This is a genomic window from Mycolicibacterium sp. SMGY-1XX, assembly GCF_059132455.1.
The window spans coordinates 3,097,928-3,121,890 of record NZ_CP101139.1 but is presented as its reverse complement, the minus strand read 5'-3'; the positions used below and the strand labels follow the sequence as shown (position 1 = coordinate 3,121,890).

The window sequence follows — 23,963 nt, the reverse complement described above, 5'->3', positions numbered from 1 at the left end:
GGTCCTCGGGTGGGGTCATTGCGCGGTGTACCCGCCGTCGATGACAAGTTCGGTCCCGGTCACGAACTTCGATTCGTCGGACGCCAGATACACCACGCCGTAGGCGATATCGTCGGGTTCGCCCTGATGACCCAGCGGGTGCATATCGGCCAGCCATCGGAAGTAGGCGTCCGGGCCGCCGGGATGGATCGCCGCCAGCTTCTCGCTGAGTGCGGTACGGATCGACCCGGGGTGGATCGAGTTGAACCGGATCTTGTCTTCGGCGTACACCACGGCGTCGGTCTTCGCCATCAACCGCACCGCCCCTTTGGCCGCGTGGTACAGCGGGACATCCTTGTTGCCGACCAGTCCGTTGATCGACGAGATGTGAATGACGCTGCCACCTCCCCCGGCCATCATGTGCGGGATCACGTGTTTGGTGCAGAAGAACACACCCTTGACGTCGACATCGAACAGTTCGTCGAATTCGGCCTCGGTGACCTCGTGGGTGGGTTTCTGCGCGCCGGGGATGGCCGCGTTGTTCACCAGCACATCAATCCGGCCAAACCGCTCAGCGGACCGTGAAACTGCCTCCTGCACTTGCGATTCGACGGTCACGTCTGCCACGGCGGCCAAGGAACGGCCGCCGCCGCTCTCGATCTCCGCAGCCACCTCGGCTGCCTTGACACCGTCGCGATCGAGCACCACGACGGCGGCGCCGGCGTCGGCCAGCCGCAGGCACGTGGCGCGCCCGATACCGTCGGCACCACCGGTGACGATCGCGACCTTGCCGGCCAGCCGGCCGGTGATCGTGGGGGCTGTCATGTCGGATCTCCTCTTCTCAGGCGACGGCGTCGCCGGTGATGGCGGCCAGCAGCGCCGCCCGGTCGAACTGCGCCGACGGTTGCGGGGGTCGGGCGATCCCCTTGCGCATCACCACGATTCGATTGCTGAGCTGCAGCAGTTCCTCGAGGTCATCGCTGAACACCAGAACAGTGACACCCGAATCGGCGAGCATCTCGATCTGGGTGTAGAGCTCGGCTTTGGCACCGATGTCCACACCGGCGGTCGGCTGGTCCAGTACCAGAACGGAGGGTTCGGCGGCCACGGCCCGGGCGAACAGGACCTTCTGCTGGTTTCCTCCGCTGAGCGCGGTGATCTGCAGGTCGGTTTTACGCGGGTGTACCGCGAAGCGTCCCATCAGGTCGTCGACGGCGCGGTCGATGTGCCGTGTCCTGACACACCAGCGCCGCGAGAATCGGCCCCGCAGAGCGGTCAGTTCGATGTTCGCTCTGACCGACCGCTGCTCGATGATGCCTTCGCTCTTGCGGTTGCCCGGCAACATCAGCAGTCCGGCGTCGGCGGCCTGGCGCGGGTTCTTGGGCAGCCCGGTGAAGTCACCGACCCGCAGCCGGCCCGCGGTGCCGTCGATCGCCCCCACCAGTGCCCGGGCCAGCTCGGTGCGCCCCGACCCCTGGATGCCCGCGAAACCCATCACCTCGCCACGACGAACGGTCACCGTGACCGGCGCCAACGCACCGTCGACCGACAATCCTTCGATCTGCAGCGCGGCCGGGGAATCGCTGCAGTCGGCCGCGCGGGCACCGCGTCCGACGCCTTCGGTCATGGCCTCGAACTTGTCTCCGACCATCAGATGCGCGATCTTGTCCTGGTCGAGTCCGTCCCTGCTGCAGGTGGTGATGCGCCTTCCGTCGCGCAACACCGTGACGGTGGAGCACACCGCGAGGATCTCCTCCAGGAAGTGCGAGATGTAGATGATCCCGACCCCCCGGTGCGACAGCGTGGTGATGATCTCGAACAGCCGCTCGCGCTCGGCTGCCGACAAACGTGCCGTCGGCTCGTCCATCACCAAGATCTTCGCCTTGCGCGCAACAGCTTTCGCGATCTCCACCATCTGCTGTTGACCGACCGGCAGCTCGGACACCGGCACATCGACAGGGACATCGATTCCGATCTCGTCCAGCTCGGCCGCACTGCGCCGTCGTGCGGCCCGATGTTTCATCAGGCCGGGAACCAGCGAGACGGGTTCGCGCCCGAGGGCGATGTTCTGCGCGGCAGTCATATCCGGCACCAGCGAGAACTCCTGGTAGATGACGGCGATGCCGGCCCGCAGCATCGCCGCCGGGGAACTGCCGGACAATTGCTCACCGTCGACGGCGATCGTGCCGCCATGGTCGGCGTGCACCCCGGCCAGGATCTTCATCAGCGTGCTCTTGCCGGCACCGTTCTCCCCCACCAGCGCGTGTACCTCGCCGGCGTGCACGGTGAGATCCACGCCGTGCAACACCCGGCCGGCCGGGAAGTCCTTGGTGATTGCCCGCATCTCGAGCCGTGGCGTCTCGGTCGCCACAGCCGCATCGATCGGGCGGTGTTCCACAGAGTGTGTCATGGTCGGCCCTCGGCTCAGAACAGCGAATTCGCAGGGATTTTCGCGATGTCGGCGGCGGTGTACAGCTCGATCGGCGCGTAGGCATAGGGCTGCGGTACCTCACCGTCCTTCCCCGATGCGGCGTCGACGGCATACTGGACCGCGGTACCGCCCTGGTCGAAGAAGTTCTGGAATCCGGTGCCGGCGATGGTGCCCGCTTCCAGCTGTGCCATGACGTCTTGTGAGGTGTCTCCGACAATGAACTTCACATCGGTACGTCCCGCGCTGGCAGCGTATTTCGCCGCCGCCGCACCTTCGGGCCCTTCGCAGATGATCGCATCCAACGTCCCAGGCGGGTACTTGGCCAACAGATCCTGCCCCACCTTCAACGCCTGCGCATTGTCCCAGTTGGCGGTCTGCTTGGCGATGATCCGCATCCCCGGATTGGCCGCCACGAATTTCTCGATGCCTTCGGTGCGCTGCCGCTCCGAGGTGGTGCCCAATGCCCCCAGAATCACTGCGACCTTGGCATCGGGATTGGTGGCCTCCAACGCACCGCGGGCCAGGATCTCCCCGAACGCCACATTGTCCGAACCGACATACGTCAGCCGCTCCGCACCCTCACCGATGTCGTTGGTCAGCCCCAACACCGGGATGCCGGCGGCATTGGCCTGGCGCACCGCCGGCACCACGGCGTTGGCGTCGCTGGCACTGATCACGATCGCGTCCACCCGGCGAGTGACGAACTGCTGCACCAACTGCGCCTGCCGGGCCGGATCGAGTTGACCGTTCTGGATGTCGACCTCGACGCCAAGTTCCTCACCTTTGGCGTTGATACCGGCCATCAGCGGGGCGAATGACGGCAAATCGGTGTTGAACAGCACCACGCCCACTCGGACAGGGGCGTCTGCGCTGTTGGCGGCTTGGCCACAAGCGGTGGTCATCGCGAGAAGCAGTGTGCTGAGAAGTACTGCGGCTGAGCGCATCAGGCTTGTTTTGGGCATGAAGAGTCCTCACTTCGTCGAGAAGCGTTGAGAATGAGTGGGAGGTGCGCGACGGCGGTCAGAACAGCGAGTTGTCGGGGATCTTGGCGACGTCGGCGGCGGTGTACAGCTCGATCGGGGCATACGCATTGGGTTGTGGAATGTCGGCTTCGCGACCCGATGCGGCGTCGACGGCGTACTGGATGGCGGTGCCGCCCTGATCGAAGAAGTTCTGGAATGCGGTGCCGGCGATGGTGCCCGCTTCCAGCTGCGCCAGAACGTCTTGGGAGGTGTCCCCGACGACGAACTTCACATCGGTACGTCCCGCGCTGGCAGCGTATTTCGCCGCCGCCGCACCTTCGGGCCCTTCGCAGATGATCGCATCCAACGTCCCAGGCGGGTACTTGGCCAACAGGTCCTGTCCCACCTTCAACGCCTGGGCATTGTCCCAGTTGGCGGTCTGCTTGGCGATGATCCGCATTCCCGGGTTCGCCGCTACGAATTTCTCGATGCCTTCGGTGCGCTGCCGCTCCGAGGTGGTGCCCAACGCGCCGAGGATGATCGCCACCTTGGCATCGGGTTTGGTGGCCTCCAACGCCCCCCGGGCCAGGATCTCACCGAACGCGACGTTGTCCGAACCGACATAGGTCAATCGCTCGGCACCCTCACCGATGTCATTGGTCAGCCCCAACACCGGGATGCCGGCGGCATTGGCCTGGCGTACCGCTGGCACGATCGCATTGGCGTCACTGGCGCTGATCACGATTGCGTCCACCCGTTGGGTGACGAACTGCTGCACCAACTGCGCCTGCCGGGCCGGATCGAGTTGACCGTTCTGGATGTCGACCTCAACGCCCAGCTCGTCGGCCTTGGCGTTGATACCGGCGGTCAGTGGTGCGTAGGCCGGGAGGTCGGTGTTGAACAGCATGACGCCGATCCTCTGCGGGCCGTCGGCGCCGCCGGTGCCCTGGCCGCACGCCGTCAGCATGGCCGTGACCAGAAGGCCGACCACTGCGATGACCACCGGCCGCACACCACGTCGTGGGTGACTAGTAGACATGTATGAATTCCTCACTGTGAGAACGGATCAATTCGCCGTGCCGCGCGACTTGCGCTGGTAGGCGTCGAAACCGACCGCGAGCAGAATGACGGTGCCGGTGACGGCGGGCTGCCAGTACGGCGAGACCCCGTAGAGATTGAGCGCATTGGACACCACACCCAGCAGTAGTGCGCCGAGAACCACGGAGCGGACCCCGCCCATGCCACCTCGCAACGGGGTGCCGCCGACCACCACCGCGGCGATGGCGTTGAGCGCCCAGGTCTCGGTTCCGGTGGGCTGCCCGACGTTGGTCTGCGAGAGCAGCAGGATGCCGGCGATGCCCGCACACAGTCCGCCGAAGACGAACGCCCCGGCCATCACCCGGTCCACCGGGACGCCGGCCAGCCGAGCGGGTTCCTTGCTGGAGCCAACGGCGTAGAGGAAGTGCCCGAACCGGGTCACGTGCAGCAGGAACCAGGTGACGAGTACCGCGAGTGCGAACACCAGTGCGGGGTTGGGGATGCCGAGAGTGCGGCCGAGGCCGAATTCACTGAGCGCGAGCGGAAGCCCGGCGATGGCCCGGCCGCCGGTCTGACTCAGCACGATTCCGGTGATCAGGGTGCCGCTACCCAGCGTGGCGACGAAGGGCGTGATACCGATTCTTGTCACCAGGAACCCGTTGAACAAGCCACAGGCCAGTCCGACCAGTACGGCGGTAAGCAGGCCGTAGCCGATGGAGCCGGTGCTCACGATCACGGCGGCGGCACTGACCGAGGCGCCGACACCGATGGCACCGAAGGAGAGGTCGAATGCCCCGGCGACGATGATCACGAGCATCCCGCAGGACAGCACGCCGATTATCGAACTCTGCTGCAGGACGCCGAGCAGATTGTCGGGGCTACGGAACAGCGGCGAGCTGATCAGCAGGACAGTCAGGATGACGAAGAACACCACCTGGATTCCGTACCGCGCGCTGAAGTCGGCCAGCTTGCGAAGACGCGCGCGGTGCAGGCTCGCAGCGGTGACGACCGGCCGCTCCAGCGTCGTTGTCGCCGAATCACTGTCGGGAGACATGATCAGACACGCCCTACCGTGCGCCGGCGTCGTCGAGCAGCTCGAGATAGGCGCTGCTCTGCTCTTCGGTGGCCCGGTCGAGCTTCATCAGGGCTCCCAGGACGTTGGCGCCGAGTTTGAAACAGATCCAGGCACACAGTTCGACGATCTCGTCATCGTTGAACTCCGAGCGCAGCACGTCGAACATCGAGTCGTCGAGATTGCCCATGTTGTTGACCACCTGCTCGGCGAAGGCACCGGCCAGGCTGGCACGGGGGTCAATGTGCTCGGTGCTGTGGGCGCCGCCGACGGTGGCGCAGTACTGGCAGCCGATCCCCTGCGCCAGTCCGGCCCGCACCTCCTCTTTGAGCGATGTGGACAGCAACGAGGAGCCGTCGGTGAGCAGCACCTTGTCCAGCGCGGCCCAGGCGTCGGCGATCTGGGGACGGTTACCGAGCACGGCGTAGAAGGAGTCCGTGCTGCGGTAGGTGGGGGTGATTCGAGGCATGCGTGTATTTCCTTTGTGCTGAGGTGTTTTCGAGATGGATTACGCAGGGTGGCCGCTGATCATCAGGTCGGCCAGATCTTCCGGGTTGATGAACGACGGCGGCGGTGGCGGACCCCAATGGAACAGTCCTTTGGCGCCTTCGAGCATCTCCGGTGTCCAGAGGGCATCCTCGGGAATGTGGTCCATATCGCTGTGATACTCGGCGAAATTGCCTGCGGGATCTTTGAAGTACCAGAAGAAATTCGATCCCGCGTAATGCCGGCCCAACCCCCACACGTGCCGCTCGGGATGTTCGGCCAGCATCGCGGTGGCACCCCGGCCGATGGCGTCGACGTCCTCGACCTGCCAGCTGCTGTGGTGGATGAAGGGCACCGGGGCGCGTTGGACCAGAACGTTGTGGTGGTCGGTGGAACACCGCAGGAACACCCCCACATCACGTACGGCGTCGCTGACCTTGAAACCCAGACCGTCGACGAAAAAGGCGTAGGACCGGTCGTATTCGGGGCTGCCGAGAACAAAATGACCGAGCCGCCGCGGTCGGACCCGGTCGGAGATGAGCACCCCGTCGGCTCGAGCATTGATCCGGTCGACTCGGCCCGGCCCGTTGACCGCGGGCGCGCCGTAGCGGGGCTGCTCCAGTCGTGGGGCGACCACCAGCTCGATGAGTGTCGCAGTCCCCGGTTCCACCGCGGACAGCCGATCCCCGGCGAGCGTCGCGTCGACACCGAGTGCGGCCAGTCCCGCCCGGGCTCGCCCGAGGTCGTCGCCGTCATCAGCGGCGAAGACGGCGCGCATCAGTCGTCGGGTCGGAGTTTCGACGAGAGTGAGCTGATGTCCGCCGTCGACCGTGGCGAAGCATCCGTTACCGAGGTCGGTGAGGCCGAAGTCGCGGTAAAACTCCACTGCCGTCGGAATATTCGGCACACCCAAGGTGATGGAATCCAGTCGGTGCAGCGCCATGTCAGGCTCCTCGTCCCACTGCGACCGGCGCCTCGACGAACGTCTGCTCCAGCTCACCGATCCCACTGATGTAACTGCGCAGCACGTCGCCGGGCTCGAGGAACCGTGGCGGTGTGCGACCGGCTCCCACTCCGGCCGGGGTGCCGGTGAACACCACATCGCCCGGAAAGAGTTCCACGGTCTGCGACAACTTCGCCACCAGCGTCGGGACCGGGAAGATCAGCTGGCTGGTGCGGCCCTGCTGGACCACCTCGCCGTTGATGCTTGCGCCGATCTCCAGGTCGTCGGGGTCGGTGAGCTCGTCGATGGTCACCAACTCCGGCCCGATGGGCGAGAAGCCGCGATGGGACTTGGCCAGGCTGAACTGCGGCGCCGGGCCCGAATGCTGTTGTTGACGTTCAGAAAGATCCTGTCCGACAGTCACTCCGGCGACGTGGCGCCAAGCGTGCTCTACGGGGATGTCCCGCCCGCCGCGGCCGATCACCGCCACCAGCTCCACCTCCCAGTCGACGGAGCCGGCCGGCAACAGGACCGTGGTGACAGGCCCGGTGATCGACGAGGCGAACTTGGTGAAGATGACGGGTTGCTCCGGGCGACTGAATCCGGATTCGGCGGCATGCTCGCTGTAGTTGAGGCCCACGGCGAACACCTGGCGCGGGTTCGGCACCGGCGATCCCAGTTCCGCTGCGTCGACCGTGACGGCGGGATGTGCGGCCAGGGCCACGCCCTGCGCTGTGTGCCAATTCTCGAACGCGTCCCAGGACTCGAAGACGGACTGGGGATCGGGGGCAAAGAGGCCGTCGGACGCTTTGGCCACGTCGACTGCGCCCTTCGGCGTGGAGAGATGCAACCGACCGCTGACGTTCATCAAACGCACTGGAAACTCCGTTACTTCAGGGGGTGGACGCTGTGTTGCAGACCACACCGTGTGGCGTTTTCCATCACATGCCACTTGCCTACGAATGTCAAGAGCGTTTTCGAAAACGGTCCCTCGTTTCATTTCGTGCTAGCCTGTTTCGAACTTCGGGAGCTACACTCACGCCCGACGACGGGAGCCCATATGAAGGCCACCAAGGCCCTTGACGAGCGAACCTCGGTGCGCGCCACCAAGACCGGAGTCTTCGACGAGCTTCGGAGCGACATCCTGGCCGGACGGCTCGAGCCAGGAAGCAAACTGCCTTTCGCTGCCATGGTGACCCGCTTCGGCTGCAGCGTCGGGGCCATCCGTGAGGCGCTGCAACGTCTGGCCGAGCAGGGGCTGGTGATCTCGGAGTGGCAGCAGGGCTTCCGGGTCACCGACATCTCAGCCGAGGATCTCGCCGATCTGACCGATGCCCGCTGCGAGATCGAGATTCTGGCATTGCGATACGCCATCGACAATGCCGACGTGGAGTGGGAAGCGCGTGCGGTCTCCGCGCATCACATCCTCGAGCGCACACCCATGTACGACGACGCCGACCCCGCGCGGTTCTCCGACCAGTGGGTCGAGGCCCACGCCGAATTCCATGACGCGCTGTTGATGGGCTGCCCGAACCGCCGCATCCGCACCGTCGCGTTGTCCCTGCGGGAATCCGCGGAGCTGTACCGACGGTGGTCGGCACCCCTACACGACCGGGAACGCGATATCGCGGCCGAGCACCGCGCGATCATCGAGGCCGTCGTCGCACGTGATGTCGAGCTGGCGTCAGGATTGCTGTGCACCCACATCCGGCGCACCACCGACAAGCTACTCGAAGACCAGTGATTTGGGCGCGTGCGTAACCGCTCAGCGGTTACGAGCGCGCCCAAATCCCTAGGACGAGAGCGACTCCACGAACAGTTTGTGGACGCGGCGGTCGCCGGTCATCTCCGGATGGAACGACGTCGCCATCACCTTGCCCTGACGGACGGCGACAATGTGCTCGCCGGCGCTGGCCAGGACTTCGACATCGGTCCCGACGCGCTCGACCCACGGGGCGCGGATGAACACCGCGTGCACCGACGAGTCGACGCCGGTGAAATCGAGATCGGCTTCGAACGAATCAACCTGACGGCCAAAAGCGTTGCGGCGCACTGTCATATCAATACCCGACAGCGGCAGGGCCTCACGTCCGGCGACCCCGGCATCGAGGATCTCCGACGCCAGCAGGATCATCCCGGCACACGACCCGTAGGCGGGCATTCCCTCGGCCAGACGCGAACGCAGCGGCTCCAACAGGTCGAAGGCCTTCAGCAGATGGGTCATCGCGGTGGACTCACCGCCGGGAATCACCAACGCGTCCACGCTGTCCAACTCGTTCTGACGCCGCACGGTCAGCACTTCGGCCCCGGCTTCGCGCAACGCCGCGAGGTGCTCACGCGTGTCCCCCTGCAGGGCCAGCACGCCGACGCGGGGCGCGCTCACTGCGCGGGCTTGAAGTTGCGGGCGTAGCGCGTCAGCCCCTCTTGCATCACCGCGGCCACCATCTCGCCGTACCGGTTGAAGATCTTGCCCTGGGTCAGCGAACGGCCCCCGCACGCCGACGGCGACGACTGGTCATACAGCAGCCATTCGTCGGCGCGGAACGGCCGCATGAACCACATCGCGTGATCCAGCGACGCCACCATCAGGTGATTGCGCTCTTCCGGATGGTTGACCTGGGCCGAACCCAACAGCGTCAGGTCACTCATGTAGGCCAGCGCACAGATGTGCAGCACCGGATCGTCGGGCAGCGGGTCCCGGTGCCGGAACCACACCTGCTGCTGAGATGCCTTGCCCGCCACCTTGTTCAGCTGATCCCGCGGGATGATCCGGACGTCCCATTCGTCGAACTGCCGGAAGCTGGCGTCGTCGAAGACCTTGCTGGCGGACTTGAAGTCCGGGATGTCGTCGGGCGGCAGAGTCACCGGCGGCGCGTCCTGGTGCTCGATCCCGCTCTGGTCGGTCTGGAACGACGCCGACATGGTGAAGATGGTCTCGCCGTGCTGGATGGCGCTGACCCGTCGGGTGCAGAACGAGCCACCGTCGCGGATGCGCTCCACCAGGTACACCGACGGTGCGCGCGCGTCGCCGGGCCGCAGGAAGTAGCCGTGCAGCGAGTGCACCTGATACTTCGGATCGACGGTACGGACCGCCGACACCAACGACTGGCCGGCTACATGTCCACCGAATGTGCGCTGCAGGAACCCGGATTCGGGGCTGAACACACCACCGCGATAGATGTTGACCTCGAGTTGCTCGAGGTCAAGGATCTCCTCGATCGACACTTATTTTCTTTTCTTCGCGCAAGCGCTCATCGGCGGGCGCTACCAGCCGCGTTCGGCGAGGCGGTGCGGTACCGGGATGTCGTCGACGTTGATGCCGACCATGGCTTCACCGAGGCCGCGCGACACCTTGGCCAGCACATCGGGATCGTCGTAGAAGGTGGTGGCCTTGACGATCGCGGCGGCCCGCTCGGCGGGGTTACCGGACTTGAAGATGCCCGAACCGACGAACACCCCTTCGGCCCCGAGCTGCATCATCATCGCCGCATCGGCCGGGGTGGCGATACCGCCGGCGGTGAACAGCGTCACCGGCAGCTTGCCGGCCCGTGCCACCTCGACCACCAGGTCATACGGGGCTTGCAGCTCCTTGGCCGCGACATACAGTTCATCCTCGCTCAACGAGGTCAGCCGCCGGATCTCGCCGCCGATCTTGCGCATGTGGGTGGTGGCGTTGGAGACATCGCCGGTGCCGGCCTCACCTTTGGAGCGGATCATCGCCGCGCCCTCGGTGATCCGGCGCAGCGCCTCCCCCAGATTGGTGGCACCGCAGACGAAGGGCACCGTGAAACGCCACTTGTCGATGTGGTTGGCGTAGTCGGCCGGGGTCAGCACCTCGGACTCGTCGACGTAATCGACACCCAGGCTCTGCAGGATCTGCGCCTCGACGAAGTGCCCGATGCGGGCCTTGGCCATCACCGGGATGGTGACCGCGGAGATGATGCCCTCGATCATGTCGGGATCGCTCATCCGCGACACCCCGCCCTGGGCGCGGATGTCGGCGGGCACGCGCTCCAGGGCCATCACCGCAACCGCACCGGCACCTTCGGCGATCCGGGCCTGCTCGGGGGTTACGACGTCCATGATGACGCCGCCCTTGAGCATCTCAGCCATGCCGCGCTTGACCCGGGAAGTACCGGTCTGGCCGCTGGCCGACCCATTGGTATGAGCGGTTCCATTAGCTTCAGCGGACACTGCTATCTCTCCTTAGACAAAACTGATGAACACCCAGTCTAAGGGTCTGCAGGAGCAGGTTTTACCTGCGCGGTCACCGGATGGCCAGTAGCGGCGGACTGGACTGGATTCCGGCGCCGTCGGCCACCTCGTTTGCCGTGCTCAACAGCTCCCCGAGCTGCACCGGATAGACCGTCTGACCCGCGGCTTCCAGGGCGGCGATATCGGAGGCGTCGCACCAGCGATGACCCCGGATGTATCGGTGCTCCAGCTCGGTGCGGCCCGCGGCGGACGGCTCGAAGTTCTGGGTGCGGTACACGAAGAAGAACTCCTGGCTGCGCATCACTTCGTTGTTGAAGTCGATCACCGCATCGCGCCGCCAGACGGGGCCGATCATCTCCGCGGCGTCGACGCGCAGACCGGTCTCCTCCTCCAGTTCGCGTACCGCGGCGTCGGGCAGGCGTTCGCCGTCGAGGGCCTGCCCCCCGATGGTGAACCACCAGACGCGCGCGCTGCCGTCGGTGATCGCGGGATCGGACCCGCAGAACAGCAACACGCGCCCGCTCTCGTCGAGCAGCACCACCCTGGCCGAGGTGCGCGGCGCACCCACCGGCACCGCGCTGTCGGCCCCCCTGGTTTCGGAAGCGCGTTCGGTGATCTCGAAATACGTCGGCAGGGGCGCGTGCCCGCCGAGGCGCAACCACCGCACCACGGGACGCTCCCGCAGCGCCAAGGTGTCGCGCACCGCGTCGTTGTGGAACCGGCGGGCCAGCAGCACCCGCGCTTCGGCGTCGGCCAGTTCAGCCACCAGCGCCGCGGGCAACGACGCGATGTCGACCCGGGTCAGCGCCGCCGACAGTTCGTTCTCGGCGGTCTCCCGCGATGCCCGGTCGGAGCGCTCGGCGATATCGGCCAGCCTGCTCAAGCGCCGGCCGTGCACCACGCCGGCATCGGCGGCCACCGCGCGCGCCACCACCGCCCGCCGGGCCAGCGCACCATCGAGCGCCTGCCAGGACAGGTCGTAGCGCACGTGCAGGCGGTCGAGCCGGTTGGCGGTCTGATAGGCCCAGCCGGCCACCAGTGCCAACCCGATGATCAGCAGGACCGCGAGGATGATCAGCCATTCCATGCTCAGCCGGCCACCTGCACCTTGATTCCGGCGCCGGCGACGGTCTCGTACACCCGCATGATCTGCCCCGCCACCACCGACCAGTCGTAGCGCTGGACAGCCTCGGCGGCCGCCTCGACATACCGGGTGCGTACCGCGTCATCGGCGAGCACCTCGATCAACGCGGCCGCCATGGCGGCCGGATCATCAACCGGCACAAGCTTTCCCGCGTGGCCATCCTGAAGGACGCGGCGGAAGGCGTCGAGATCGCTGGCCACCACCGCGGTGTTCGCGGCCATGGCCTCCACCAGGACGATGCCGAAGCTCTCCCCACCGGTGTGGGGCGCGCAGTACACGTCGGCGCTGCGCAGCGCAGAGGCTTTCTCGGCGTCGTCGACCTGGCCGAGGAAACGCAGGTGCGACGCGCACGCGCCGGCCTGCTCACGCAGTTCGTCCTCGTCACCGCGGCCGACGATGAGGACCTCGATATCGGGGAATCGCGCCACCAGTGCGGGCAGGGCCGCCAACAGCACCGCCATGCCTTTGCGTGGCTCGCCGTAGCGTCCCAGGAACAGCACCGACTTTCCCGGCCGCGGGTAACCGGCCATCGGCGTCGCGGAGGCGAACGACCCCACGTCGACACCGTTGGGAATCTCCACGGCGTCGGAGCCCAGTGCCTCCATCTGCCAGCGGCGCGCCAGGTCCGACACCGCGATCCGGCCGACGATCTTCTCGTGGTACGGCCGCAAGATCCCCTGGAACACGCTGAGCGTCAACGATTTTGTGGTGGAGGTGTGAAAGGTCGCCACAATCGGGCCCTCGGCGGCCTGCAGCGCCAGCATCGACAGACTCGGGGCATTCGGCTCGTGCAGATGCAGGACGTCGAACTCACCTTCGGCGAGCCAGCGTTTGACCTTGCGGTGGGTCGCGGGCCCGAACCGCAGCCGGGCCACCGACCCGTTGTACGGGATGGGCACCGCCTTTCCACCGGAGACCACGTAGTCGGGCAGTTCCACATCGGCCGAGGAGGGCGCCAGGACGCTGACCATGTGCCCGCGCTCGCGCATGACCTCAGCCAGCTGCAGCACGTGCGACTGCACACCGCCGGGCACATCGAACGAGTACGGGCACACCATCCCGATGCGCATCTAGCCCTCCAGCCGCGCTCGGCGAGCCTCGGACAGATCGTCGAGCCACTGCGGCTGCAGCATGTGCCAGTCCTCGGGGTGGGCGGCGATGTTGGCAGCGAACCTGTCGGCCAGCGCCTGCGTGACGACGTTGACGTCACCGGAGCTGGTGTCGAGGGCATCGTGGACCTCGACGACGCAGTCGTCGCCGTCGTAGTACACGTGCACCGGATGCAGCGGGGCGCCCGTCGCGATCGCCAGCTTTGCCGAGCCCGCCGGCATCCGGGTCTTGGCACCGAAGAACTTGACCTCGACTCCGCTTCGGGTCAGGTCGCGCTCGGCCATCAGGCACACAAACATGTTCTGCTGCAGCCGTTCGGAGAGCAGTTCGAACGGCGGACGCTCGCCACCGGACAGCGGGAAGACCTCGAACCCGAGGCTTTCGCGGTAGGCGACGAACCGATTGAACAGCGATTCCGGTTTGAGTCGTTCCGCCACCGTGGCGAAGGTGCCGTATTTCTGGGCCAGCCACACTCCGGCCATGTCCCAGTTGCCGCTGTGCGGCAGGGCCAGCACCCCACCGCGGCCGCCGGCGTGGGCCGCGGCCAGCTTGTCGGCACCGATGAACCGCTGATCGAGGCGCGCCGCCACGGCGGGCAGATCCATCGACGGCAACCGGAAGGCTTCGCGCCAGTACCGGGCGTAGGACGCCAGCGAGGCGCGGACCAACGGGGCCGGTACCGCTTCGGGTTCGACGCCCAGCACCCGGGCCAGATTTTTGCGCAACTGTTCGGGTCCCCCGCCCCGGGCGGCGTACCACGCGCCGGCCTCGAACGCGTTGCGCGCGAGAGTTTCGGGCAGCGCGCGCACCAGCCGCCAACCCGTCGCGTAGCCCCAGTCGCTGAGCTGTTCACTGCCCCGCATCAGGATCCGCTCGCTTCGGGATTGTCGGGGGCCGGTGACCCGTCATGCGACAGCGGGTCCATGGCCCCGGGTGAACACCGCACCCGGTGGATCCGCTGGGCCACCGTGACCAGGCTGGCCACCGCCAGCAGCCACATCGCGACGTGCAGTAGTACGGGCAGCCCGAAGAGTCCGGAGAGCCCGGCACCCGCCAGCACGATGATCAACCTCTCCGGCCGCTCGATCAGGCCCCCACCACCGTCGAGACCACTGGCTTCGGCCCTGGCTTTGATGTAGGAGATGACCTGCGAGGTCACCAGACAGATCAGGGTGGCCACCGCCAGCGACGCGCTGTGCATCCCGAAGGCCGCCCACCACAGCAGCCCGCAGAACACCGCGCCGTCGGCGATCCGGTCGCACGCGGCATCGAGCACCGATCCGAACCGGGACCCGTACCCACGCTCGCGCGCCATGGCACCGTCGAGCATGTCGGCCAGGACGAAGATGAACACCGCGAAGGCGCCCCACCACAGCTGGCCGATGGGAAACAGCGTCAACGCGGCGATCACACTGCCCGCGGTGCCGATGATGGTGATGCTGTCCGGGGTGAAGCCGGCGCGCAGCGCCACCTTGGCCACGGGCCGTGAGAGTTTGGCGTACGCGGCCCGGGACGTCAGGTAGAAGTCGCTCATGAGGGCCCGTGCTGATCTTTCCACGCGTCGGCGAGCAGCTGCCTGGTATCGCGGAGCAACTGCGGGATCACCTTGGTGTCACCGATGATCGTGATGAAGTTGGCGTCCCCGCCCCAGCGCGGCACCACGTGCATGTGCAGGTGTTCGGCCAGCGATCCACCCGCCGACGACCCGAGATTCAGTCCCACATTGAAACCGTGCGGCTGCGAGACGGCCTTCATCACCCGAATGGCCTTCTGCGCGAACGCCATCAACTCGGTGCTCTCGTCGGGGGTCAGTTCCTCCAGTTCGGACACCCGCCGGTACGGCACCACCATCAGGTGGCCGGGGTTGTACGGATACAGGTTGAGCACCGCGTACACCAGTTCGCCGCGGGCGACGATCAGACCGTCCTCGTCGCTCATCTGGGGGATGTCGGTGAACGGCTGCTCCGACTTGGCCGAGCCGGGTCCCTTCTTCATGGGGGCCTCGGCGATGTAGCTCATCCGGTGCGGAGTCCACAGTCGCTGCAGATGGTCCCGTTCACCGGTGCCGACATCGACCAGGGCGTCCGGCGCCTGCTCCTCGGTCACGGTGTCAGCGCGCCGACGGACTCGGCGGTGGGAGCGTCGTTACGCCGGTCGCCGATCCAGCGCAGGATCGCCGCAATGGCGTCGGCCTTGGGCACACCGTTGATCTGGGTGCGGTCGAGGAACCGGAAGCTGACCGCCCCCGCTTCGATGTCCTTGTCGCCGGCCAGCAGCATGAACGGCACCTTCTGATTGGTCTGGTTGACGATCTTCTTGGCCATCCGGTCGTCGCTGGCGTCCACCTCGACCCGCACCCCCAGCGACTTCAGCTCGGCGGCAACCTCTTTCAGATAAGGCACGTGGGCGTCGGCGACGGGGATGCCGACCGCCTGGACGGGCGCCAGCCAGGCCGGGAAGGCTCCGGCATAGTGCTCGAGCAGGACGGCGAAGAACCGTTCGATGGACCCGAACAGGGCGCGGTGGATCATCACCGGTCGCTGCCTGCTGCCGTCGGCGGCGGTGTATTCCAGTTCGAACCGCTCCGGGAAGTTGAAGTCCAGCTGGATGGTCGACATCTGCCAGCTGCGGCCCAGCGCGTCGCGGGCCTGCACCGAGATCTTGGGTCCGTAGAACGCGGCGCCGCCCGGGTCGGGCACCAGCTCCAGGCCGGAGGCCGCGGCGACTTCGGCGAGCACCTTGGTGCTCTCCTCCCACATCTCGTCGGAGCCGACGAACTTCTCCGGGTCCTTGGTGGACAGCTCCAGGAAGAAGTCGTCGAGGCCGTAGTCCTTGAGCAGGTCCAGCACGAACTGCAGCAGCGAGGCCAACTCGTCGCGCATCTGCTCGCGGGTGACGTAGATGTGCGCATCGTCCTGGGTGAAGCCCCGGGCGCGGGTCAGGCCGTGCACCACACCGGACTTCTCGTAGCGGTACACGGTGCCGAACTCGAACAGCCGCAACGGCAGTTCACGGTAGGACCGGCCCCGCGCCCGGTAGATCAGGCAGTGCATGGGGCAGTTCATCGGCTTGAGGTAGTAATCCTGGCCGGGCTTGCGCACTGTGCCGTCGGGGTTGAGTTCCGCGTCGATCTGCATCGGGGGGAACATGCCGTCGGCGTACCAGTCGAGGTGCCCGGAGGTGTGGAACAGCTGCGCCTTGGTCAGGTGCGGGGTGTTGACGAACTCGTAGTCGGCTTCGATGTGCTGGCGTCGCGAGTACTCCTCCAGCTCGCGACGCACGATGCCACCCTTGGGGTGGAAAACCACCAGGCCCGAACCGATTTCGTCGGGGAAGCTGAACAGGTCGAGCTCGGATCCGAGCTTGCGGTGGTCACGCTTGAGGGCTTCCTCGATGAGTTCGAGGTGACGGTCCAGCGCCTCCTGGGATTCCCATGCGGTGCCGTAGATGCGCTGCAGGCTGGCGTTGTTCTGGTCGCCGCGCCAGTACGCCGCCGAGCTGCGGGTCAGCTTGAACGCGGGAATGTACTTGGTGGTGGGAATGTGCGGGCCACGACACAGATCCCCCCAAATCCGTTCGCGGGTGCGGGGATTGAGGTTGTCGTAGGCGGTCAGCTCATCGCCGCCCACCTCCATGACACTGGGGTCACCGGACTTGTCGTCCACCAGTTCGAGTTTGAACGGTTCTGCTGCCAGCTCCTGGCGGGCCTCGTCCTTGGACGCGAACACCCGCCGGGAGAACAGCTGACCATCCTTGATGATCTTCTGCATCCGCTTCTCGAGCGCTTCGAGGTCCTCCGGGGTGAACGGTTCGGCGACGTCGAAGTCGTAGTAGAAGCCGTCGGTGATGGGCGGTCCGATGCCCAGTTTCGCGTCGGGGAACAGATCCTGCACCGCCTGAGCCAGCACGTGCGCGCAGGAGTGCCGGATGACACTGCGACCGGCGTCGGAGTTGGCGGCCACCGGGGTCACCTCGGCGTCGGCCTCGGGCGTCCAGGACAGGTCGCGCAGCTTGCCGTCGGCATCGGCCACCACGACGATGGCATCGGGTTCGCCCCGGCTCGGTAGCCCAGCCTCACGCACGGCGGCGCCGGCGGTGGTCCCGGCCGGAACCCGGAGCAGGGCGGCAGGGGCAGGCTGTGCGGGGGCGGTCATCGGTTGTTCTCCAAAGTCGCTGAGACGATCAGGTCGCGACCATGCTATCGGGGCGCGATCCGGGGGTGCGCCTTCAGGACCCCAGGCCGAGGGGACTCTCGAGCCACGGCCAGTCGATCCCCACCCAGCCCGCCACCAGGCTCACCGCGCCGAACAGCCAGAGCGTCACCAGCACCACGGCGCAGGTGAACACCGCACCCAGCACCTTGACCCAGAGACCCTGGCGGCCGAACCAGCCCATCACCAGGTCATAGCGGTGCCGAACCCACTTCAGCGCGCGTTGGGCGAACTCGAACTCCGTCGCCAGGATGCCCAGGCCGAGGAACACGATGGCCCATCCCGGCCCCGGGTACGGAATGGCGACGATCCCCACGGCCAACACCGCCGCGCCGACCACACCGACGACGATGCGGTAGGTCAGGTCCACCGTCGGGCGATGACGAAACCCGTCGCGCCACCGGGCCCACGCGTGGGGCACCTCTTTGAGCTTCTCCTTGAGCGCCATCTACGGCTGACCCGGTTTCAGTCGGACGAACAGCGCGTGACCTTCGGTCAGTACCGCGTCACCGTCACGCAGGGTGACCTCGACGAAGATCTTGCGGCCCTCGTCCTTGGTCAGTGCGGCGTCGACCTGCAAGGTGGTCTCGACGGGCACGATCTTGCGGTAGTCGATGTGCAGGAACGCGGTGCGCTGGTATGGCCCGCCGGTCAGTACCGCCGCGGTGTAGCCCAGCACCGAGTCGAACGCCAATCCCAGCGCCCCACCGTGGACGGCGCCGTTGCGGCCGAGATGGAACCGGGCGAACCGGATCCAGCCGTGCACGCTTCCGTCCTCGCCTCTGGCCAGCTCCATCGGCACCGACAGGATGTTGCCGCGATTCGGTAGGTCCAGCCGCCGGCCCGACGGCGACGACCATTCGTCGGCGTCGTACGGCGTCAGCAGCGCCGAAGCCTTCTCCAGCAGGTCGGCCGCCTCGCTGATCACCTCGTCGGGAGCGTCGGCGGCGCGGGCATGGTCCTGCATCCGGCGCACGGCCGCGACGAACCGGCCATAGTCGGGTCCACCCTTGGTGGTCGGTTTCGGCGGATTGAACCCGCCTCCGGCGTGCGTACTGGCCACCTGCACACCGTATCGGCAGCCCGGTCGACGAGGCGGGCGAGGGACGAGCCCGGGGAAGTCGGGCCGGGCCCATGTCTTAGGCCCCGGCGGCACCGGCAGACGACAAGGTGGCGAACTCCTGGTCGGTCAGCGCGATGGTCGCGGCGGCGACGTTCTCCTCGAGATGGGCGACCTTGGAGGTGCCGGGGATCGGCAGCATCACCGGTGAGCGCTTGAGCAGCCAGGCCAGCGCGAGTTGCGACGGGCTGGCGCCGTGGTCGGCCGCGATGGTCTGCAGCGGGCCGTCCTGAGCGGCAAGGGGCCCGGCCGCCAACGGGAACCACGGAATGAACCCGATGTTCTCGGCGGCCACCACCTCGAGCAGCGGCTCGGACTGCCGCACGCTGAGGTTGTACATGTTCTGCACCGAGACGATGGTGGCCTCCTGCTGCGCGGCGCGCAGTTGGTCCACGTCGATCTCGGACAGCCCGATGTGGCGGATCTTGCCTTCGCGCTGCAGTGTCGCCAACTCCCCCACCTGATCGGCGATCGAGTAGTCGGCGTCGATGCGGTGCAGCTGGAACAGGTCGATGGTCTCGACGCCGAGCCGGCGCAGGCTCATCTCGACTTCCTGACGCAAGTACGCCGGTTTGGCCAGCGGTACCCAGACGTCGGGACCGGTGCGCAGCAACCCGGCCTTGGTGGCGATCACCAGGTCCTCGGGATACGGATACAGGGCCTCGCGGATCAGGTCCTCGGAGATGTAGGGGCCGTAGGAGTCGGCGGTGTCGATGAAGTTGACCCCGAGTTCCACGGCGCGGCGTAGCACCCGCAGGCACTCGTCGCGGTCGGCGGGCGGGCCCCACACTCCCCGGCCTGTCAGACGCATCGCGCCGAAGCCGAGGCGGTTGACGGTCAGATCGCCGCCGAGGGTGAAGGTGCCCGAGGCCGGGGAGTCCGAAGTCATGGGTCACAACGTACGCCGAGAACTGACACAGTGATCGTGTGAAGCTCAGCGATCTGGTGGATCTCCCACTGACCTATGACGACGTGGGCGCCACCGCACACGGCATGCCGGCCGGGTACCGGCACGCGCAGCTGACCAAGCGGATCGGCACCGGGCGAGCCAGATTCGAGCAGGCCGCCGAGGCGGTGATGCGGTACGGGATGCTGCGCGGCGCCGGGGTGGCGGTGACGGCCAGCACCGACGTCGCCGAAACGGGGACCCTGGTCCTGGGCCGGCTCGGCCCCTTCGCCGCGCCGTGCCGCGTGGTCTACGTGATCGACGAACCGGATCTACGCGGCTTCGCCTACGGCACGCTGCCCGGACATCCCGTCTCCGGGGAGGAGCGCTTCGCGGTGCGCTACGACCCCGCCACCGAGGCGGTTCATTCGGAGGTGTCGGCCTTCTCCGCCCCGAACACGTGGTGGGCCAAGCTGGCGGTGCCGGTGCTGTCGGCGGCGCAGACGCTGGTCATGCGGCGTTACGTCGCGGCCGTCTGACGGGCGCCCTCGGCGGGCAACGCGCGCTGCGCCTCGGCACGCGCGGCGACGTCGAGCTGATAGGTGAGCACCGCCAGGGTGAACAACCCCGTCGCCATGTTGGCCAGCGCACCGAATCCGTCGGTGGCGAAGTCGACAAAGGCGTTGAGGAAGGTGACCACCAGCGCGGCGTTGCGCAACCAGCGCAGCGGCCACACCGCGGTGCGGTCACGACGGCGGGCGATCATCGCCGGTAACGCGAATCCCGCTGTCAGACAAGCACTCACCAGCAGAATGACCGACGCCGGGCTGGTTCCGTCCAAGGTGAGGACCACCTCGTCGCCGTCGTAGAGCTGGTAGCCGCCGATCGCCATTCCCAGCACACCGAACAGCACGCTGCCCACCGCACCGAGGACCATGAGCCACCCCACCACCGGGATCCAGCGGGGACTCCGGAAGAAGCCCGGGATCAAGGTGGGCAGCCAGCGCTGCAGCCGATACAGCCGATCGGAGGCGTGCTCGGCGGACAACAGCAGCGCCCGTACCTGTTCCACCTCCCCGGCGGGTGCCCCGCTGTCGGCGGCTGCACCGGCCAGGCGCAGGCCGATGGCCCGGCGGTGCTCGGGCAGACCGCGGGCCAGTCCCTCCGCGGCGATGGCCGCCGCCGAGGCCAGGCATTCGCGCGCGGTCAACGGTCGGATGTCGCGGATCACGCGGGCGCCGAGCAGGATTGCCACCACCAGGATGTACATGATCTCGGCGGACGGCCCGTAGAAGTAGTCGTTGGTCTTGGTGACGAACTTGCCGACCTCGTCGAGGAACAACCCGAAGCCGATGCCGCCCAGCAGCACCGCCAGCACCCGGGGCCCGAAGCCCAGTGACATCCAGCCGATCAGCAGCGCGAGCATCATCAATGCCCCACCCCAGAGGGCGTGCGCGATGTGCAGCTCACCGCCGCCGATCTGCGGGTAGCCGGTGAGTTCGAGATAGGCCCGGGTGAGCAGGATGGTCGCCACGGCGATCAGGACGAACGCCTCGGCGGCGCCGGCCCCGGTGGCGTCACGGGTGATCGGACCGCGCCGGGAGCGCGGTGAAACTGCGGTCATGCCCCGGAATTAGATCAGAGCACGGCGCGGTCATCAGCCTTTGACGAGGGTGAACTGGCAGACGTCGGTGTTGCCGTTGCGGAACAGATCCGCACAGCCGGTCAGGTACCGCATGTACCGGTCGTAGACCTCCTGCGACTGGATGGCGATCGCCTGGTCGCGGTGAGCCTCTAGCGCCGCGGCCCACAGGTCGAGGGTCTTCGCGTAGTGCGGGCGCAGGGAATGCACCCGGTCGCACCGGAATCCGGCCTTCTGCGAGTAGTTTTCGACATCGACCACCGACGGCAGCCGGCCGCCGGGGAAGATCTCGTCCATGATGAACTTGATGAACTTCAGCAAGGTCATGGTGACCTTGATGTTCTTCATCTCCTCTTCCGAGCAGACGCAGATGGTGTGCAGCATCATGATGCCGTCATCGGGAAGCGCGTCGTAGGCGAATCTGAAGAAGTCGTCGTAGCGGTCGCGGCCGAAGTGCTCGAACGCGCCGATCGAGACGATCCGGTCCACCGGCTCGGTGAACTGCTCCCAGCCTTGCAACAGCACCCGCTTGGATCGGGGGCTGTCGACCTCGGCGAACCGGCGTTCGACGGTGGCGGCCTGGTTGCGGCTCAGCGTCAGGCCGACGACGTTGACGTCGTACTTCTCCAGCGCCCGCAGCATTGTCGCGCCCCATCCGCATCCCACGTCCAGCAACGTCATCCCCGGCCGGAGGTTCAGCTTGGACAGTGACAGGTCGATCTTGGCGAGCTGCGCCTCCTGCAGCGACATGTCGTCGCGGGCGAAGTAGGCGCAGCTGTAGGTGCGGGTGGGGTCCAGGAACAGTTCGAAGAACTCGTCGGACAGGTCATAGTGGGCCTGCACATCATCGAAGTGGGGTTCGAGGTCCTGCTGGCCGGCGGTAGGGTTCGTCATCATCTCGCTCACTGGTGGCGATGGTGCCCACGAGCACCAGACGTCGTCGGTGACGTCGCGGCCGGTGTACCCGCCGTCACCGAAATGAATCAGCGCCGACGTCAGGGTTTCCGGCGGCTGGCGAGTCCGCGAGCCGTTTCAACCTCGACTCCCCGGGTATCGCGGACGGCATGACATCGCTGTGGCTGGACGGACATTCCGCTATCGAACGACCGGAGCTGGCCGGCCGCGACACCGTGGTGGACGTGGCGGTGGTGGGCGCGGGCATCACCGGACTGGTGACGGCGGTGCTGCTGGCTCGGGCGGGCAAACGGGTGCTCGTGGTCGAAGCCCGCACTCCCGGCGCGGTGACCACCGGCAACACCACCGGCAAGGTCAGCCTTTTGCAGGGCACGCGGCTCTCGAGCATCGAGTCCCGCCAAGGCCGTGAGTTGACCGCCCACTACGTCGACGGCAACCGGGAAGCCCAGGCGTGGCTGACGGCGTACTGCGCCGACCACGGTGTGGCGACCCAACAGGAGGACGCTTACACCTACGCCCAGACGGCCAAGGGTGAACGCAGCGCCCGCAGCGAGTTCGAGGCCGCGCAGCGCGCCGGCCTGGATGTCACCTGGGAGCAGTCGCTGGATGTGCCGTTTCCCGCCCGCGGCGGGGTGCGGCTGGCCGATCAGGTGCAGTTCGATCCCATGCCGTTTCTGGACGCCCTGGCCGCCGAACTAGAAGACCGAGGTGGCCAGATCCTGACCGGCCGACGGGTCCGCACAGTGCAGACGGTGGACACCGAACTGCACCTGCACCTCGAACAGCGGACCGAGGCCGACGAGCCCGTGGTGGCGGCGCGGCAGTGTGTATTGGCAACGGGTACACCCATTCTGGACCGCGGGGGCTATTTCGCGCGGCTCAAGCCGCAGCGGTCGTACTGCACCGCGTTCGCCCTCCCGACCGCCCCCACCCGAGGCATGTACCTGTCCACCGACTCGCCCTCGCGGTCGGTGCGCTACGCCCCCACCGCCGGCGGTGACCGCCTGATCGTCGGCGGTAACGGACACGTGGTCGGTCGCGGCTCCGAAGGGGACGCCATCGCCGATCTGGTGACCTGGACGCGGCAGTATTTCCCCGGCGCGCAACACACGCATTCGTGGTCGGCCCAGGATTACCAGCCCGTCCATGAGCTTCCCTTTGTCGGTCCCCTGCTCCCCAAGAATGAATCCTTGTTCGTGGCAACAGGCTTCGCCAAGTGGGGCATGACCAATGGCGTGGCGGCGGCGCTTCTGCTGGCCAAGCACATCCTGGGCGGGCAACAGGCTCCGTGGGCGCGGGCATTCGCCAGCTGGACCGCCTCCGAGCGCTCAGGCTGGAGCGAGGCGCTCAAGGCCAATGCCGAGGTGGCGGTGCACCTGGCAGCGGGCTGGGTGACGCCCACCGTACGGTCGCGCGGGCCGGTGCGTGATGGTGCCGGAGTGGTCTCGGGTCCGCCCTGGCAGATGACCGCACGCAGCATGGTCGACGGCGTCGAACGGTGTGTGTCACCGGTGTGTACTCACCTGGGCGGGATCGTCGAGTGGAACGACGAGGCCAAGTCGTGGGACTGCCCGTTGCACGGATCGCGGTTCGCCCCTGACGGCACCGTGTTGGAAGGCCCGGCGACCAGGAACCTGTCCAGATGACCGATGACCATGGCCGTCAGCTGCCGTGGGTGACGCTGAGCGACACCCCCTTGACCAGGAGGCCATCTGTTGCCACATTTGCTGTTGCAGAACAGGATTCACCTCGGCCAGCGATCGCCACCAAGGACATGAATGCAACCCTCATGCCCCTGCCGCCTACGGG

Annotated in this window: 25 protein-coding genes; 3 read left to right on the top strand and 22 right to left on the bottom strand. The window is 66.9% G+C overall.

All coding sequences use genetic code 11. The annotated features are described in order from the left end of the window. Nucleotides 1-15 precede the first annotated feature (15 nt). Genes NL241_RS15420 through NL241_RS15385 form a run of 8 tightly spaced genes read right to left on the bottom strand, consistent with a single transcriptional unit; the run spans nucleotide 16 to nucleotide 7,788 of the window. Nucleotides 16-804: an SDR family NAD(P)-dependent oxidoreductase gene (locus NL241_RS15420; RefSeq protein WP_494397990.1), complete on the bottom strand. Its 789-nt coding sequence runs from the start codon at nucleotides 802-804 to the stop codon at nucleotides 16-18. 16 nt (nucleotides 805-820) lie between these two features. Then, nucleotides 821-2,389 (bottom strand): sugar ABC transporter ATP-binding protein, encoded by a 1,569-nt coding sequence (locus tag NL241_RS15415; protein WP_494397989.1) that lies wholly within the window; start codon nucleotides 2,387-2,389, stop codon nucleotides 821-823. A 14-nt stretch (nucleotides 2,390-2,403) separates the two neighbouring features. Beyond that, a complete protein-coding gene (locus NL241_RS15410) occupies nucleotides 2,404-3,372 on the bottom strand; it encodes a sugar ABC transporter substrate-binding protein (protein WP_494397988.1) in 969 nt (322 codons plus the stop codon). Nucleotides 3,373-3,430: 58 nt separating this feature from the next. Then, complete coding sequence (locus NL241_RS15405; protein ID WP_494397987.1) at nucleotides 3,431-4,411, bottom strand: sugar ABC transporter substrate-binding protein; 981 nt, start codon at nucleotides 4,409-4,411, stop codon at nucleotides 3,431-3,433. Between the two features lie 27 nt (nucleotides 4,412-4,438). Beyond that, on the bottom strand, nucleotides 4,439-5,464 hold the full coding sequence (locus NL241_RS15400) for an ABC transporter permease (protein WP_494397986.1): 1,026 nt from the start codon (nucleotides 5,462-5,464) through the stop codon (nucleotides 4,439-4,441). Between the two features lie 13 nt (nucleotides 5,465-5,477). Continuing rightward, a complete protein-coding gene (locus tag NL241_RS15395; protein WP_494397985.1) occupies nucleotides 5,478-5,951 on the bottom strand; it encodes a carboxymuconolactone decarboxylase family protein in 474 nt (157 codons plus the stop codon). A gap of 39 nt (nucleotides 5,952-5,990) precedes the next feature. Beyond that, on the bottom strand, nucleotides 5,991-6,911 hold the full coding sequence (locus tag NL241_RS15390) for a VOC family protein (RefSeq protein WP_494397984.1): 921 nt from the start codon (nucleotides 6,909-6,911) through the stop codon (nucleotides 5,991-5,993). A gap of 1 nt (nucleotide 6,912) precedes the next feature. Beyond that, nucleotides 6,913-7,788, bottom strand: a complete 876-nt coding sequence (locus NL241_RS15385; RefSeq protein ID WP_494397983.1) for a fumarylacetoacetate hydrolase family protein — start codon at nucleotides 7,786-7,788, stop codon at nucleotides 6,913-6,915. 183 nt (nucleotides 7,789-7,971) lie between these two features. On the opposite strand from NL241_RS15385, the gene NL241_RS15380 reads away from it, so the two are divergent. Beyond that, nucleotides 7,972-8,655, top strand: coding sequence for a GntR family transcriptional regulator (locus NL241_RS15380; protein WP_494397982.1), 684 nt, complete (start codon nucleotides 7,972-7,974; stop codon nucleotides 8,653-8,655). A 48-nt stretch (nucleotides 8,656-8,703) separates the two neighbouring features. Here NL241_RS15380 and pdxT read toward each other — a convergent pair whose 3' ends face one another. From pdxT to NL241_RS15320, 12 genes are all read right to left on the bottom strand, one after another. Further along, nucleotides 8,704-9,294: a pyridoxal 5'-phosphate synthase glutaminase subunit PdxT gene (gene pdxT, locus NL241_RS15375; RefSeq protein ID WP_487692671.1), complete on the bottom strand. Its 591-nt coding sequence runs from the start codon at nucleotides 9,292-9,294 to the stop codon at nucleotides 8,704-8,706. Continuing rightward, entirely contained in the window at nucleotides 9,291-10,136 is an 846-nt protein-coding gene (tesB, locus tag NL241_RS15370) for an acyl-CoA thioesterase II (protein ID WP_487692669.1), read from the bottom strand. Before tesB ends, pdxT begins: the two co-directional genes overlap by 4 nt. Nucleotides 10,137-10,175: 39 nt before the next feature. Next, the gene (gene pdxS, locus NL241_RS15365; RefSeq protein ID WP_487692668.1) at nucleotides 10,176-11,105 is read right to left on the bottom strand and encodes a pyridoxal 5'-phosphate synthase lyase subunit PdxS; all 930 of its coding nucleotides are present in this window, start codon (nucleotides 11,103-11,105) and stop codon (nucleotides 10,176-10,178) included. Between the two features lie 73 nt (nucleotides 11,106-11,178). Further along, complete coding sequence (locus NL241_RS15360) at nucleotides 11,179-12,213, bottom strand: NUDIX hydrolase (protein ID WP_494397981.1); 1,035 nt, start codon at nucleotides 12,211-12,213, stop codon at nucleotides 11,179-11,181. A gap of 2 nt (nucleotides 12,214-12,215) precedes the next feature. Next, nucleotides 12,216-13,340 carry a glycosyltransferase family 4 protein gene (locus tag NL241_RS15355; RefSeq protein WP_494397980.1) on the bottom strand — a complete coding sequence of 375 codons (1,125 nt, stop codon included), beginning with the start codon at nucleotides 13,338-13,340 and terminating at the stop codon, nucleotides 12,216-12,218. Next, on the bottom strand, nucleotides 13,341-14,243 hold the full coding sequence (locus NL241_RS15350; RefSeq protein ID WP_487692665.1) for a phosphatidylinositol mannoside acyltransferase: 903 nt from the start codon (nucleotides 14,241-14,243) through the stop codon (nucleotides 13,341-13,343). Continuing rightward, nucleotides 14,243-14,914 carry a phosphatidylinositol phosphate synthase gene (gene pgsA, locus NL241_RS15345; RefSeq protein ID WP_487692664.1) on the bottom strand — a complete coding sequence of 224 codons (672 nt, stop codon included), beginning with the start codon at nucleotides 14,912-14,914 and terminating at the stop codon, nucleotides 14,243-14,245. Before pgsA ends, NL241_RS15350 begins: the two co-directional genes overlap by 1 nt. Further along, nucleotides 14,911-15,486 (bottom strand): ATP adenylyltransferase, encoded by a 576-nt coding sequence (locus NL241_RS15340; RefSeq protein WP_487692663.1) that lies wholly within the window; start codon nucleotides 15,484-15,486, stop codon nucleotides 14,911-14,913. Before NL241_RS15340 ends, pgsA begins: the two co-directional genes overlap by 4 nt. Next, nucleotides 15,483-17,534, bottom strand: coding sequence for a threonine--tRNA ligase (gene thrS / locus NL241_RS15335; protein WP_487692661.1), 2,052 nt, complete (start codon nucleotides 17,532-17,534; stop codon nucleotides 15,483-15,485). The genes NL241_RS15340 and thrS overlap by 4 nt, the downstream gene beginning before the upstream one ends. A 73-nt stretch (nucleotides 17,535-17,607) precedes the next feature. Further along, complete coding sequence (locus NL241_RS15330) at nucleotides 17,608-18,039, bottom strand: TIGR02611 family protein (RefSeq protein ID WP_487692660.1); 432 nt, start codon at nucleotides 18,037-18,039, stop codon at nucleotides 17,608-17,610. Further along, complete coding sequence (locus NL241_RS15325) at nucleotides 18,040-18,654, bottom strand: PaaI family thioesterase (protein ID WP_487692659.1); 615 nt, start codon at nucleotides 18,652-18,654, stop codon at nucleotides 18,040-18,042. A 76-nt stretch (nucleotides 18,655-18,730) separates the two neighbouring features. Continuing rightward, entirely contained in the window at nucleotides 18,731-19,600 is an 870-nt protein-coding gene (locus tag NL241_RS15320) for an aldo/keto reductase (protein WP_494397979.1), read from the bottom strand. Between the two features lie 38 nt (nucleotides 19,601-19,638). On the opposite strand from NL241_RS15320, the gene NL241_RS15315 reads away from it, so the two are divergent. Next, the gene (locus NL241_RS15315) at nucleotides 19,639-20,136 is read left to right on the top strand and encodes a DUF1990 domain-containing protein (RefSeq protein WP_494397978.1); all 498 of its coding nucleotides are present in this window, start codon (nucleotides 19,639-19,641) and stop codon (nucleotides 20,134-20,136) included. Here NL241_RS15315 and NL241_RS15310 read toward each other — a convergent pair. Both NL241_RS15310 and NL241_RS15305 read right to left on the bottom strand, forming a co-directional pair. After that, nucleotides 20,118-21,221, bottom strand: coding sequence for a hypothetical protein (locus NL241_RS15310; RefSeq protein ID WP_494397977.1), 1,104 nt, complete (start codon nucleotides 21,219-21,221; stop codon nucleotides 20,118-20,120). The genes NL241_RS15315 and NL241_RS15310 overlap by 19 nt on opposite strands. A gap of 33 nt (nucleotides 21,222-21,254) precedes the next feature. Beyond that, nucleotides 21,255-22,133, bottom strand: a complete 879-nt coding sequence (locus NL241_RS15305) for a cyclopropane mycolic acid synthase family methyltransferase (RefSeq protein ID WP_494397976.1) — start codon at nucleotides 22,131-22,133, stop codon at nucleotides 21,255-21,257. Between the two features lie 170 nt (nucleotides 22,134-22,303). On the opposite strand from NL241_RS15305, the gene NL241_RS15300 reads away from it, so the two are divergent. After that, complete coding sequence (locus NL241_RS15300) at nucleotides 22,304-23,800, top strand: FAD-dependent oxidoreductase (protein WP_494397975.1); 1,497 nt, start codon at nucleotides 22,304-22,306, stop codon at nucleotides 23,798-23,800. Nucleotides 23,801-23,963: the final 163 nt, after the last annotated feature.